Origin of the sequence: Ensifer sp. MJa1, assembly GCF_037026475.1 — a bacterium.
In the GTDB taxonomy this organism is placed as follows: domain Bacteria; phylum Pseudomonadota; class Alphaproteobacteria; order Rhizobiales; family Rhizobiaceae; genus Ensifer.
In genome coordinates, this window is sequence record NZ_JAKUMO010000048.1 from 1 (window position 1) to 11,886 (window position 11,886).

The window sequence follows — 11,886 nt, forward strand, 5'->3', positions numbered from 1 at the left end:
TGGGGCCTTCGAGCTGAACCGTCATGACCTCGAGCGGCTTGCCTGCCTGAACGGCAACGGCGGCGCGTACATCCATCTGTCTTCTCCTTGGAATGAATTGGTCCGGGCGCCAGAAAGGCCGCCCGTGGAATCGGCAATAGGCTAACGAATGTTCTGTTGAACGCGATTGAGTTCCATCTCAAGAGCAGCGATGGCCCTGCCGGTCTGTTCATGCAACTTCTTGATGAGCGCAAGCTGCTCGCGCAGGCCGTCGCCTCTGTCCTCGTTGATATCGGCATCCGGTGCGCGGCCGAGACCGGCAATCAGCCAGGCGGGCGTGACGCCGAGCACACCAGCAAGCATGAACAATCGGTTTGTCCGAGGTTCGGCGCGATCGCGCTCCCAGGCAGCGACCGTTTCGGTGCGCACGCCAAGCTGGTCGGCAAGTTCCTTGGTGCTGAGATTGGCGGCGTCGCGGGCCCTCCAGATGCGTCCTCCCAGCGTATCACCGTCGCTGGTGTCGCGCAGGCGGTCAATCATCGTTTCGGTGGACAAACGCATGGATATCTCCTTTGCCACGGTTACGTTCAAAGGTCCCGGACATCAGGCCAGAAAGCCGGTTTGATCTCCAGGGCGGAAGATGTCCTGAGCTTATAGGCATTTGGTCGGCGAGGGACCACCCCGGAGCGCCAAAAACACCGTCAATTGCGGCTAGTGGGCGAACACACCCGATCAAAACGGTGCGGTGTGGCATTGAATGCCATGCTGTTGGCTGGCTAGCGCCGTGCGTCCATGCGAGACAAAAGGGACGCACTAGCACTTTGATTCTAGAGCATCTTTCTGGCTCAAGTGATTCCACTTGTGGGCAGGATGTTCTAGTGTGCGGCAGCCAACCGGAGCTTGCCCATGAACGAGGCCCGAACGACCACCGCCGCGCCAGGCAACACTGTGATGCAAGGTGTCGCCATCATGCTCTTTGCGATGGTGATCCTGCCCGGCATGGACGTGATCGCCAAATACATGGCGGTCTACGAAGGCATGTCGCCCGGCCAGGTGACCTTCTATCGATTCTTCTTCCAGCTCGTGGCGACGCTGCCACTGCTCTTGGGCGCCGGTGGTTTGCGGGCACTGAGGCCGAAGCGGCCCTGGGCCAATCTGTTGCGCGGCGTGCTCCTGGCGACAGCGGCATTGTTCTTCTTCATCTCCGTGAAGTACATGCCGCTGGCCGATACCTTTGCGATCTATTTCGTCGAGCCCTTCATCCTGACCTGCCTTTCGGCGGTGTTTCTCAAGGAAAAGGTCGGGTGGCGGCGCTGGCTCGCCATCGTCGTCGGCTTCGGCGGAGCGATGATCGTCATCCAGCCGAGCTTCGCGGTCTTCGGCGTGACGGCGCTGCTGCCGGTTGCCTGCGCCTTCGTCTTTGCCTGCTACCTGCTTCTCAATCGCGCGGTCGGCACTGGCGATTCGCCACTGACGATGCAGACCATTGCCGGCATCGGCGGTACCTTGATGATGGCTGTGGTGATCCTGGTCAGCAACGGCATGGGCAACGCCGATTTCGTGCCATCCCTGCCGGCCTCGGCGCTCGGATGGGGGCTCGTCGTCATCCTCGGTGCGCTCTCCGGCTATGGGCATCTGCTGGTCGTCAAGGCCTTCCAGGCCGCGCCGGTTTCGCTGCTTGCGCCGTTTCACTATTTCGAGATCGTCACGGCGACGGCGCTCGGCTATCTCATCTTTGGAGATTTCCCGTCACTGTCCAAGTGGCTTGGCATCGCGATTATCGTCGGCTCTGGTCTTTTCATTATCTGGCGCGAGCGCCAAGTGCGGCGGAAGGCAGGCTGAGCGGGCTCAGGCCTCCTCGATTTTCGTCGGGCCGAACACCGTTTCGAAAGCTTGGCGCAATCGGATGTCGACATCCGGCATCATCACCGGCAGGCCGAGATCGACGAGGCTCGTGACGCCGTAGCCGCGAATGCCGCAGGGAACGATGCCGCCGAAATGGTCGAGGTCCGGATCGACGTTTAGCGCGAAGCCATGGAAACTCACCCATTTGCGCAGGCGGATCCCAATCGCCGCGACCTTGTCTTCGGCCATCGAGCCATCGGGCAGGGCAGGTCGTTCCGGGCGACGCACCCAGACGCCGACCCGATCCTCACGGCGCTCGCCTCGGACATTCATCGAATCAAGCGTGGCGATGATGACGCTTTCGAGTGCGGCGACGAAGGCGCGCACGTCCTGTTTCCGGCGCTTGAGGTCGAGCATGACATAAACAACGCGCTGGCCAGGTCCGTGATAGGTGTATTCACCGCCGCGGCCGGTGGCATAGACCGGAAAGCGGTCAGGCGTCACGAGGTCTGCGGCATCGGCGCTGGTGCCTGCGGTGTAGAGCGGCGGATGCTCGACCAGCCAGACAAGCTCATCCGCGGTGCCGGCCGCAATCGCGGCGGCTTCCTGCTCCATGAATTCGACGGCCTGTGGATAAGCCACCAGATCAGAGGCGATCCGCCAGCGAACCGGCGGCGATTCCGGTGGGGCAAACATCTCCTGGTTCAGATCTTCACGCTGCATTCGCTCGGCATTCCTGTTTTGTGAGAGCCTGTACATGGGATGGCGCGAGGCAAGAGTCCAGCGTTTCCAAGGCTTGGCGAGCGGGCTGTTGAAATAGTTTCATTTACCGTCAAATTTCTGTCGTGATGCCCTTGTGCCCCCCAGGGGCTTTTGCTACATGCAGCCCCGTCGACGCAAGTCGGCCTACCACGATGCGGTCGTGGCGGAATTGGTAGACGCGCAGCGTTGAGGTCGCTGTGGGGCAACCCGTGGAAGTTCGAGTCTTCTCGACCGCACCAAAAAAACCCGGCTTCGGCCGGGTTTTTTGTTTCTAATCTTACTGTTAGCGAAAACAGAGACCGGCCAGGATCGGGTGCCGCTCATCCACGCGCGGCGTCGCAGCGCTCCAGATCGGGCGTTCGCGGATGACGTTGTTCTCCCTGTTCGCGATCGGTGTTGCCCCATCGCGGCAAAAGCCGCGCTTCAGCGCGGCGTCAAACAGGGCCCGTGCAGACTTGGGTCGCGCAGCGACGGCTGGGGTCATTCTCGTTCCACCGCGCGAGGCTATTGCCGTCGGAAAGAGCTTGGCTACCGCCTGCCGTCAACGGGACAACAGGTTTTCCACTTCGCCGTTCGAAATGTCCATTGTCATGCTTGTGCACCCCAAGGGCTTTTGCTACATGCAGCCCCGTCGACGCAAGTCGGCCTACCACGATGCGGTCGTGGCGGAATTGGTAGACGCGCAGCGTTGAGGTCGCTGTGGGGCAACCCGTGGAAGTTCGAGTCTTCTCGACCGCACCAAAAAAACCCGGCTTCGGCCGGGTTTTTTGTTGTCGTTACCGACATTTAGGTTGGCACGTCTGTCAGCAGCCAATCGGTCTGACTGCCGGCGTCAGTAATGCGAAGGCGTCTAGCTGTTGCCCTCGGGGCCACTCTGGTCCATGCGCCGGCGCACGAGCTTGAAGCTGTGATCGGGCTGGACCTCGTAGGTTTCGTAGACCATCTGCCCCTCATACCTGAACCGGTGTTGAACCATGGTGCCGGGGGCGGCCTGGGTCTTTCTCGTGGCGGCGTTTTCGCCATAGGTCAGGCTCTCGGGCAGGGGCTCAAGGCTCTGTTGGGCACTGTTGCAGCCGGCGAGCGCCAGTAGGCCGATGACTGCGAGATATGTTGGCTTCATTGTTTGGTCCTTGGTGAACGAGGAATGACTTGGTGCTGCGAGGCGAGCCTAGTTTCGCGTCTGTTCGCGCGACAGCTTCTCGAACTTCTTGACCGCCCGTTCGCGCTTTAGGCGCGAGAGGCGTTGGGTCCAGAAGATACCGTCGAGTTGGTCGATTTCATGCTGTAGACAGACGGCCATCAGACCGTCGGCCTCTTCTTCGAGCGTCTCGCCACGCAGTGTCTGGTAACGGATGCGGACGGCGTGCGGGCGCTCGACATCCTCTGAAATCCCCGGCATCGATACGCTGCCCTCCGCGTGCTTGGACGGCGTGTCGGAATGCCAGACGACCTCGGGATTGACGTAGGTCTTGGCGCCGGTCTCCCGGTCGAGCTCGATCACCGTGATGCGCTGCAAGATACCGACGTGCGGCGCTGTGATGCCGATCCCGGGTGCCGCCCGCATCGTTTCTAGAAGGTCCGTCGCGAGCGCCGCCAAGGTCGTGTCGAACATGGAGACGGTTTCGGCCTTCTGGTTCAGCAGGGGGCTCGGAAAGCGGACAATGGGGCGGATCGCCATGCGATTTTCCTTGACTGCGTCGGCGCACGGTAATGGGTGGCCGGTCTGACATGCCGAAAGGTTGGAACCTTTGCGTTGCTGCCGGGCGTTCCGCAATCGATTCCGACGCGGGTGGCCACGCCGAAGTGCTAACCGATCATGCGGCCGATGTCGATTGGGTTGGGGTAGTGTCGGTTTTACATGTATTTGCAACAGCTTGAATAAATTTGTTGTCGCTGCGGGCAAGCGCGCTTCGTGCTGTGGACCTTAGTGGGGCTTTGCGTTAGCAGGGCATGGGGCCTAACCTTCGGAACATGACCAGCGGAGGCGGCCAAACCAACCGTCAGTGACGCATTCTTTCCGGTTCATGAGGTGGATGACCGGGAAGTAACAATCGTTTTGAGGGCGCCCATGAGCAATATCGGGGACGACGACCGCGGTTCTGAAGACGTCAAGACCTTTGACGGTTCGGACATCTATGCCGACGACGGTTCGGTCCGATCCGACTTTCTCATGCATGTTGGCGCCGCGATCGCCGATCGCGATACGATCTATCTGCGCCAGCACGTGGCTGGCCTGCATTCCTCGGAACTCGGCGACCTCTTGGAAGCAATTCAGTCTGACCAGCGCCTGGCTCTGGTCTCGCTGCTCGGCAAGGAGTTCGACCTTTCAGCTCTGACCGAGGTCGACGAGGCGATCCGTCTCGATATCGTCGAGCATCTGCCGAACGAACAGATCGCCGAAGCCATCGGTGAGATGGACTCGGACGATGCCGTCTACATTCTCGAGGACCTCGACCAGGAAGATCAGGACGAGATTCTCGCCAAATTGCCCTTTACCGAGCGGGTCCGGCTGCGCCGTTCGCTCGACTACCCGGAAAGCACGGCCGGCCGCCGCATGCAGACCGAGTTCGTGGCGGTGCCGCCGTTCTGGACCGTCGGCCAGACGATCGACTACATGCGCGAAGACGAGGACTTGCCCGAAAGCTTCACGCAGATCTTCGTCATCGATCCCACCTTCAAGCTGCTCGGTGCGATGGACCTCGACCGGGTGCTCCGGACCAAGCGTTCGGTCAAGGTCGATGCGATCATGCACGACACGAGCCACGCCATTCCGGCCGAAATGGACCAGGAGGAGGCGGCCCAGCTCTTCGAGCAGTACGACCTTCTTTCCGCCGCCGTCGTCGATGACAACGGTCGGCTTGTCGGCGTGCTCACCATCGACGACGTCGTCGACGTCATTCAGGAAGAAGCAGAAGAAGACCTCTTGCGCTTGAGCGGTGTCGGCGACGAAGAACTGTCGGACTCGGTCGCCGAGGCCTCGCGCTCGCGTGTTCCTTGGCTGTTCATCAATTCGATGACGGCTTGTGTTTCAGCGTCGGTCATCGGCCTGTTCGACGCGACCATCCAGCAGATCGTGGCGCTTGCCATCCTGATGCCGATCGTCGCGGGCATGGGGGGCAATGCCGGTTCGCAGACGATGACAGTCACCGTGCGCGCGCTCGCCACCCGTGGTCTCGATATTCACAACGCCCCCCGCATCATTCGACGCGAGGCCGGGGTGGGGCTTTTGAACGGTATGATCTTCGGAACGCTGATCGGCCTGCTTGCCGGTCTCTGGTTCCAGGATCCCAACATCGGTGGCATCATCGCCACTGCCATGCTGATCAATATGATGGCTGCCGCACTCGCCGGCATCCTGGTTCCGCTTTGTCTCGACCGCTTCGGGGCAGACCCGGCGGTCTCCTCCGCGGTGTTCGTGACGGCCATTACCGATATCACCGGCTTCTTCAGTTTTCTCGGCATCGCCACCTGGTGGTTCAACGTTACGTGACGTGAGCGCCGTTGTTTGACTTTTACGTCAAGGTCAACGATAGTGGAGGTGCAGGAAATCATGGAATGGCAGCGTGAATAAATACTATAGCATCACCGAATTGACGCGGGAATTCGGCATTTCCACCCGAACGCTGCGGTTCTATGAGGACGAGGGCCTCATTCACCCGGAGCGCCGCGGACGGACGCGCCTGTTCCGGCCGGCCGACAGGCGCCTGATCCAGGAGATCCTGCGTGGTCGGCGCATCGGGTTCACGATTGCCGAGATCCGTGAAATTATCCAGGTCTACAAGGACCCGCCCGGCGAGATGGGCCAGCTTCGGCTGTTGATGAGCCGCGTCGAAGAAAAGCGCGAGGAGCTTCGCCAGAAGCGCAAGGACATCGATGACACCTTGGCCGAACTCAACAATGTCGAGGAAGCGTGCTTGACGCGCCTGGCTGAGATCGGCGTTGGCACCTGACGGGTCTTGGTCTTTTGCGGAAACGTTTCGAAGGGTGGCGCTTGCGCTGCCCTTTTGCGTTGGCGGTCGTGTTTCGACCTTCCTGCCCGCCGCGTCAGATCCAGCGGCTGGTGTGCCGGCAATAACGCTCGAACTCGAAGCCGAAGCGTGAAAGCAGGTGCCGCTCTTCGGTGCGAATGGCGAAAAGCGTTGTCAGCATCACCGCTGCAACGGCGGTGATGAAGAACCACGGATTGAGCGTCGCTAGGCCGAAGCCCACCATCATCAAGGTATAGCCGAGATAGATCGGGTTGCGCGTGAAGCGGAATGGCCCGTAGGTCACGAGGCAAGTCGCCGATCGATAGGGCATGACGGCAGTGTGGCGGTCGAGCAACGTCTTGATCGCCCAGATATCGAGCAAAACCGCCAGAACGATCAAAGCGGCGCCGCTCAACCACGGAAACCAGCCGTGCCCGTGGGCGACAGGGATTGGTGAAAGTCGCGCCAGAACGAGCGCCGAGAGCGTGGCGACGCCGTAGAGGAGGGCGGGCCATGGGAAGTTCAGCGGCTTGGCACGATAGGCATTCATGTCCTAGTCCCCTGATTGCACGTTCATTGTGCATTGTCCCGCGATTCGCGCAATGCGTTCATCAGTGCCAACGTTGCTCTCTCCCCTGTTCAGAGCGTCGAACAGGTTCTGTTCCACCAGAAGGTCGAGCGTGCAGCCGCAGAAGGCCTCACACGGCACAGTCGGATTTCCCTGATTACAGGCGGCGACGCAATTGCTGCGATAGGCCTGCTTGGGGTCCGGCAATGTCGGCGGTGAGATCAGCGAGAAGAGATAGACCAGTCCGATGAGCACGGGCTGGTGAATGAGGTATATGGCCAGACTGTGACGACCGGCGAAGGCAAACCGCGCTGTCCACAGCTTGCCATTCTGGTCTGTGGATGGACGATGTGCGAGGGCCGAGACGAGCCGTTGATGGAAGAGTTTGGCTGCTGCAAGGCCGAGCAGGAATGGCCCAAGCCACGGCAGCAGCGGAACGTAGTCATTGGAGCGCGGCAGCGTTTCGGACAAGCCGACCCACCAGAGCCAAGGCGCGTCAAAGATCGGCGAGCGCAGATAGAAGGGGGCCGCAATGGCTGCCGCTGCTGCAAGGAGGGCAACAACGGCAGGAAGCCGCACGAAGACAAGCCCGATCACGCTTGCAGCGGCAATCGCATGCAGAATGCCAAAGAAGATGAAGGTGTCCGGGAACGCGAAATAGGTGCCGAGGGTGATTAGCGCCGCGGCACCGGCGATCTTGCCAAAGCGGCGCAAGAACGCATTGATCCGAAGCTTCGGTAATTGCCCGAGCACCAGGCTGTAGCCGGCAAGAAACAGGAAACTGCTGGCGATCAGGCGGGCGAAGATTTTCCAGCCGCCTGTGCCGGCGGTGCCCGCAGCGACGTAGCCGAAGAACTCGAGATCCCAGACGAAGTGATAGGTCGCCATGGCGAGCAGCGCCACGCCACGTGCCACATCGATGAAGGCGAGCCGGCCCGGCGATTGCGAGAGCTGCGTTGACGGGGAGGTCAAGTTGTTATCGGGCATCGTTGTTCGCCATCCTGTTGGCGTGAAAGAGAATGACACGTCGGGCTTGCGCCAGACACGTGCCGTTCATTTGAATTGGAGACTTGCGCCTGCGGTCTGTGTCGCTTGAGAGCGCCGGCCGCGCGGCGCGTCAGGTCGTTGTGTCCGGCAAAAGGGCCGCGCGGGCTTCGGAGAAGAACTGTCGGCGGGTGAGGACGAAGATGACGAAGAGCGTGAGGCCGACGAAGACATAGGGGCTGACGAACCAGCCGAGATATCCGATCGACAGGAAGATCGCCCTGAGGCCGGCATTGAAGTGCTTGGCGGCGAGCACATTCATCCGGATGGCCCGTTCTGCCGCTTTCTCCGCCGCGTGGCGGTCTCGCTGCATATCCGCGGTCATCGGAATGCCGCCCATGAGGATCGAGCAGTAGTTGAACAGCCGGTAGGACCAGCCGAACTTGAAGAAGGAGTAGCCGAACAGGCAGGTGAGACCGCCAACCTTCAGCTCGAAGGCGGTCCGTCCGCCATGAAACACGTAAGGCATGTCGGCAAAGATCATCTGCACCTGCTCCGTCGCGCCAAGCAGCGCGAAGCAACCTCCAAGCGCAAAGATCGTCGTCGAGGCAAAGAAGGCCGTGCCGGCCTGCAGGCCCGCGATGATCTGCGTGTCGATCATTTTCAGATCGCGATTGAGCGAATTTCGGATCCATCGACCACGATGCTCGTTCATCAGGCGGGTGAGACTCACGCGTTTGAAGCCGCGCGTGCCGTCTGTCGCCCAGCTGAAACCGGTCCAAAGCAGAATGAACACGACAAGCGCTATGTAATCTTCGAAGGTCATACACGTGTTTTTGGCATGGCTTTTGGAAAATGCAAGGTGGCGGCGGCGACGAAAGAATCGACGGCGCGTCAACTACTGTGATGAAATTGCGGCGGAATTTCTCATGCCCGCGGTCGGCGGATTGCGCGGTTTCCGTCGGATCCTTGGACGGAGCGATCGGCCCTTGACACTTTTCCGCCACATTCCCCCATTGCACATTTACACTTTCTTCAATATGCATGGCCCCAGACGCGGGCGCCGGTTGTGCTGCTCGCGGCCGTTGGAAGTTTTTCGGAGACATCATGGACAATACAATTCAGAAGTCTTGCTGGGGTGTGACTGCTCGCGCCGTGGCTGGTTTCGCTGGCGTTCTGGTTCTTGCATATCTTTTCGGCGGTCTTTGATATCTACGGCGCCGCGCGCCCTTGAAGCGCGCCAGGTCGCTAAGCACTTTGAAGTGCTGCATGTTCTCCTGAAATCGACTGAGATCCACGGAGACAGGCAGTAGCAAGGTCCACTGATTGACAGCGCGGCATCGAAAGAGCCGCGCTTTTTTCATTCCGGGCCACTGGTTCCGCAACTGCCTGACGACAATGTCGCACGAACGGGATCGGATGTCGGTAGACCGCCTGATCGTCTGCCATGGGATCGCTTAGGGTTTGTTCCTATATTCGCTGCGGACCTCCTTAAATCGGCACCGATCTGAGGATAAAATCCGGAGGCAAATAAGAGGATGCCGCGTCGGTTCGCATCAGCGCCGAAGCGTGGTATCGAGGCAATCATCAATGTGGGTGCTGAGGCGATCGTGCCAAGCACCGAGGGTCAGTCTCCAGGGCAGGCAGCTAATGTTTCTTTCCGTCTTCGACGTGTTCAAGATCGGCATCGGGCCTTCGAGCTCGCATACGATGGGGCCGATGTCGGCCGCCAACCGCTTTCTGGATCTGATCCTTTCCGATGACTGGCCGCGCCCGTCCCATGCCGCGGTTGCCGCGATCAAGGTCAGCCTGCACGGCTCGCTCGCCCATACCGGCATCGGTCACGGAACGGGCAGGGCGGTGATCCTCGGACTTGTCGGCGAGCGCCCGGATCTCGTCGATCCCGATCGCATGGACACGCTGATCGACGAGGTCGAGCGCACCGGCCGGATCACGCCGCCGGGACATCCGTCGTACGAATTCCAGCCGAAGACGGACCTGATCTTCGACAAGAAAGTGCCGCTTCCCGGTCACGCCAACGGCATGTCCTTCTCCGCTTTCGACCGCGATGGCCGGTTGCTCTTGAAGCGGATCTACTATTCGATCGGTGGCGGCTTCGTCGTGACCGATACCGAGCTCGAGGCCATGCGCGCTTCGAGGAACAAGCCGGCTGGCGTCAAGGTGCCTTTCCCGTTTTCATCGGCACAGGAGATGCTCGACATGTCTGCGCGCTCTGGGCTCACGATCGCCCAGATGAAGCGGGCAAACGAAGAAGCGACGATGTCGCCGGACGAACTGAATGCCGGGCTCGACCGTATCTGGGGCGCGATGAGCAATTGCATCGATCGTGGCCTCAGTCAGGATGGCATCATGCCGGGCGGCCTGAAGGTTCGTCGTCGCGCGCGTTCGATCCATGACAAGCTGCAGGAAGAGTGGCGCTCCAACAAGGCCAATCCGCTGCTCGCCAATGATTGGCTGAGCGTCTACGCCATGGCGGTCAACGAAGAAAATGCTGCCGGTGGCCGGGTCGTTACCTCGCCGACCAACGGCGCCGCAGGCGTGGTCCCGGCGACCATCCGCTATTACATGCACTTCCATGAAGACGCGGATCAGGAAGGCATCCGCGACTACCTGCTCACCGCCGCAGCGATTGGTGGCATCATCAAGCACAATGCTTCGATCTCCGGTGCCGAGGTCGGCTGTCAGGGCGAAGTCGGCTCGGCATCTGCCATGGCGGCTGCCGGTCTTGCCGCCGTCATGGGTGGTACGCCCGAGCAGATCGAAAACGCGGCCGAGATCGCACTCGAACATCATCTCGGCATGACCTGCGACCCCGTTGCTGGCCTCGTGCAGGTTCCCTGCATCGAGCGCAACGCGCTCGGCGCGGTGAAGGCGGTGACGGCCGCGTCCTTGGCGCTGAAGGGCGACGGCAAGCACTTCGTGCCGCTCGACGCCTGCATCGAGACGATGCGCCAGACCGGCGTCGACATGAACGAGAAGTACAAGGAAACATCGACCGGCGGCCTTGCGGTCAACGTCGTCGAATGTTGATGTGCCATACGGAGCCGCGCGCCTTTTGAAGTGCGCAAAGCTCGTGGTGTCACTTTGAAGTGGATGACCATCCTCTCGCCGCTTGACCGCAACGGCCAGACGGGTGTTCAAAAACGGCTATGTCTCTGCATCTCATAAAACTCTGCGTCGGGGCGGAATCGGTCGAGGACCTGCGCGAATGGGTTTCGCGCAAGGCCATGGCAGCCATGGCCGCCGGGCTCGAGCCGCATTCCTTTCACACGACGCGCATGGTGCCGAAGCGCGTGGAAGAACTGCTGAACCGCGGTTCGCTCTACTGGGTCATCAAGGGCACCGTGCAGGCGCGGCAGCCATTGATCGGCATCGAGACCTTTATCGACGGCGAGGGCATCGGACGTTGCAATCTGCTTCTCGGTCCGGAGGTGATCGAGACGGAGTTCCAGCCGCGTCGCGCCTTCCAGGGCTGGCGCTATCTGAACGTCAAGGATGCGCCGCGTGATCTGGCATCGTTGTCCGGCGGCGCTGCGGAGATGCCGCTTGAGCTGCGCCGCGAACTGGCTGAACTCGGGCTTCTCTAGCCCCCGGCTTTCCCCGGCATGAACCCTGGCGCTGCCGCATTATTGCTCGCAGCCAAGCCTTGCATCCGGATGAATGCAAAAAGGCGGCCTTCGCCGCCTTCAGACTGCTGACAAACCCCTGGCGAGAGCTGGGGGTTTGTGATTCAGTGGGCCATGTTGAAGAAACCCGGCC

General features: G+C 60.8%; 13 protein-coding genes, 2 tRNA genes and 1 pseudogene. 7 read left to right on the forward strand and 9 right to left on the reverse strand.

Going from position 1 to position 11,886, the window contains the following annotated elements; all coding sequences use genetic code 11:
• Positions 1-76 (reverse strand): annotated as a pseudogene (locus MKZ91_RS31165) (GNAT family N-acetyltransferase); the annotation flags it as partial.
• 65 nt (positions 77-141) lie between these two features.
• Positions 142-540, reverse strand: a complete 399-nt coding sequence (locus MKZ91_RS31170; protein WP_336174893.1) for a helix-turn-helix domain-containing protein — start codon at positions 538-540, stop codon at positions 142-144.
• A 345-nt stretch (positions 541-885) separates the two neighbouring features.
• On the opposite strand from MKZ91_RS31170, the gene MKZ91_RS31175 reads away from it, so the two are divergent.
• A complete protein-coding gene (locus MKZ91_RS31175; RefSeq protein WP_336174894.1) occupies positions 886-1,821 on the forward strand; it encodes a DMT family transporter in 936 nt (311 codons plus the stop codon).
• 6 nt (positions 1,822-1,827) lie between these two features.
• Here the strand turns inward: MKZ91_RS31175 and lipB are convergent, their stop codons facing one another.
• On the reverse strand, positions 1,828-2,547 hold the full coding sequence (gene lipB, locus MKZ91_RS31180; protein ID WP_336174895.1) for a lipoyl(octanoyl) transferase LipB: 720 nt from the start codon (positions 2,545-2,547) through the stop codon (positions 1,828-1,830).
• Positions 2,548-2,740: 193 nt separating this feature from the next.
• On the opposite strand from lipB, the gene MKZ91_RS31185 reads away from it, so the two are divergent.
• A tRNA-Leu gene (locus MKZ91_RS31185) sits at positions 2,741-2,825 on the forward strand.
• A gap of 44 nt (positions 2,826-2,869) precedes the next feature.
• On the opposite strand, the gene MKZ91_RS31190 is transcribed toward MKZ91_RS31185, so the two are convergent.
• Positions 2,870-3,070: a hypothetical protein gene (locus MKZ91_RS31190; RefSeq protein WP_336174896.1), complete on the reverse strand. Its 201-nt coding sequence runs from the start codon at positions 3,068-3,070 to the stop codon at positions 2,870-2,872.
• Positions 3,071-3,242: 172 nt separating this feature from the next.
• Between MKZ91_RS31190 and MKZ91_RS31195 the strand changes: the two genes are divergently transcribed.
• Positions 3,243-3,327, forward strand: a tRNA-Leu gene (locus MKZ91_RS31195).
• Between the two features lie 109 nt (positions 3,328-3,436).
• Here MKZ91_RS31195 and MKZ91_RS31200 read toward each other — a convergent pair.
• Both MKZ91_RS31200 and MKZ91_RS31205 read right to left on the reverse strand, forming a co-directional pair.
• Complete coding sequence (locus MKZ91_RS31200) at positions 3,437-3,706, reverse strand: hypothetical protein (protein WP_336174897.1); 270 nt, start codon at positions 3,704-3,706, stop codon at positions 3,437-3,439.
• Positions 3,707-3,754: 48 nt separating this feature from the next.
• Positions 3,755-4,264: a peptide deformylase gene (locus MKZ91_RS31205; RefSeq protein ID WP_336174898.1), complete on the reverse strand. Its 510-nt coding sequence runs from the start codon at positions 4,262-4,264 to the stop codon at positions 3,755-3,757.
• A gap of 390 nt (positions 4,265-4,654) precedes the next feature.
• Between MKZ91_RS31205 and mgtE the strand changes: the two genes are divergently transcribed.
• Positions 4,655-6,076, forward strand: coding sequence for a magnesium transporter (mgtE, locus tag MKZ91_RS31210; RefSeq protein WP_336174899.1), 1,422 nt, complete (start codon positions 4,655-4,657; stop codon positions 6,074-6,076).
• Positions 6,077-6,149: 73 nt separating this feature from the next.
• Complete coding sequence (locus tag MKZ91_RS31215; protein ID WP_336174900.1) at positions 6,150-6,536, forward strand: MerR family transcriptional regulator; 387 nt, start codon at positions 6,150-6,152, stop codon at positions 6,534-6,536.
• Positions 6,537-6,630: 94 nt separating this feature from the next.
• Here the strand turns inward: MKZ91_RS31215 and MKZ91_RS31220 are convergent, their stop codons facing one another.
• The 3 genes from MKZ91_RS31220 to MKZ91_RS31230 all read right to left on the reverse strand — a co-directional run bounded on the left by MKZ91_RS31220 (position 6,631) and on the right by MKZ91_RS31230 (position 8,932).
• Entirely contained in the window at positions 6,631-7,104 is a 474-nt protein-coding gene (locus tag MKZ91_RS31220; RefSeq protein ID WP_336174901.1) for a methyltransferase family protein, read from the reverse strand.
• 3 nt (positions 7,105-7,107) lie between these two features.
• The gene (locus MKZ91_RS31225; RefSeq protein ID WP_336174903.1) at positions 7,108-8,109 is read right to left on the reverse strand and encodes a heparan-alpha-glucosaminide N-acetyltransferase; all 1,002 of its coding nucleotides are present in this window, start codon (positions 8,107-8,109) and stop codon (positions 7,108-7,110) included.
• A 130-nt stretch (positions 8,110-8,239) separates the two neighbouring features.
• Entirely contained in the window at positions 8,240-8,932 is a 693-nt protein-coding gene (locus tag MKZ91_RS31230; protein WP_336174904.1) for a DUF599 domain-containing protein, read from the reverse strand.
• A gap of 824 nt (positions 8,933-9,756) precedes the next feature.
• Between MKZ91_RS31230 and MKZ91_RS31235 the strand changes: the two genes are divergently transcribed.
• Positions 9,757-11,157 carry an L-serine ammonia-lyase gene (locus MKZ91_RS31235; protein WP_336174905.1) on the forward strand — a complete coding sequence of 467 codons (1,401 nt, stop codon included), beginning with the start codon at positions 9,757-9,759 and terminating at the stop codon, positions 11,155-11,157.
• A 119-nt stretch (positions 11,158-11,276) separates the two neighbouring features.
• Positions 11,277-11,714 carry a DUF1489 family protein gene (locus MKZ91_RS31240; RefSeq protein WP_336174906.1) on the forward strand — a complete coding sequence of 146 codons (438 nt, stop codon included), beginning with the start codon at positions 11,277-11,279 and terminating at the stop codon, positions 11,712-11,714.
• Positions 11,715-11,886: the final 172 nt, after the last annotated feature.

Bases quoted from the DNA above. Each gene is read 5' to 3' on its own strand.
- MKZ91_RS31200 (WP_336174897.1), bottom strand. From the start codon at position 3,706: ATGAAGCCAACATATCTCGCAGTCATCGGCCTACTGGCGCTCGCCGGC.
- MKZ91_RS31235 (WP_336174905.1), top strand. From the start codon at position 9,757: ATGTTTCTTTCCGTCTTCGACGTGTTCAAGATCGGCATCGGGCCTTCG.
- MKZ91_RS31175 (WP_336174894.1), top strand. From the start codon at position 886: ATGAACGAGGCCCGAACGACCACCGCCGCGCCAGGCAACACTGTGATG.
- lipB (WP_336174895.1), bottom strand. From the start codon at position 2,547: ATGCAGCGTGAAGATCTGAACCAGGAGATGTTTGCCCCACCGGAATCG.
- MKZ91_RS31170 (WP_336174893.1), bottom strand. From the start codon at position 540: ATGCGTTTGTCCACCGAAACGATGATTGACCGCCTGCGCGACACCAGC.
- MKZ91_RS31240 (WP_336174906.1), top strand. From the start codon at position 11,277: ATGTCTCTGCATCTCATAAAACTCTGCGTCGGGGCGGAATCGGTCGAG.
- MKZ91_RS31205 (WP_336174898.1), bottom strand. From the start codon at position 4,264: ATGGCGATCCGCCCCATTGTCCGCTTTCCGAGCCCCCTGCTGAACCAG.
- MKZ91_RS31220 (WP_336174901.1), bottom strand. From the start codon at position 7,104: ATGAATGCCTATCGTGCCAAGCCGCTGAACTTCCCATGGCCCGCCCTC.
- MKZ91_RS31190 (WP_336174896.1), bottom strand. From the start codon at position 3,070: ATGACCCCAGCCGTCGCTGCGCGACCCAAGTCTGCACGGGCCCTGTTT.
- mgtE (WP_336174899.1), top strand. From the start codon at position 4,655: ATGAGCAATATCGGGGACGACGACCGCGGTTCTGAAGACGTCAAGACC.
- MKZ91_RS31230 (WP_336174904.1), bottom strand. From the start codon at position 8,932: ATGACCTTCGAAGATTACATAGCGCTTGTCGTGTTCATTCTGCTTTGG.
- MKZ91_RS31225 (WP_336174903.1), bottom strand. From the start codon at position 8,109: ATGCCCGATAACAACTTGACCTCCCCGTCAACGCAGCTCTCGCAATCG.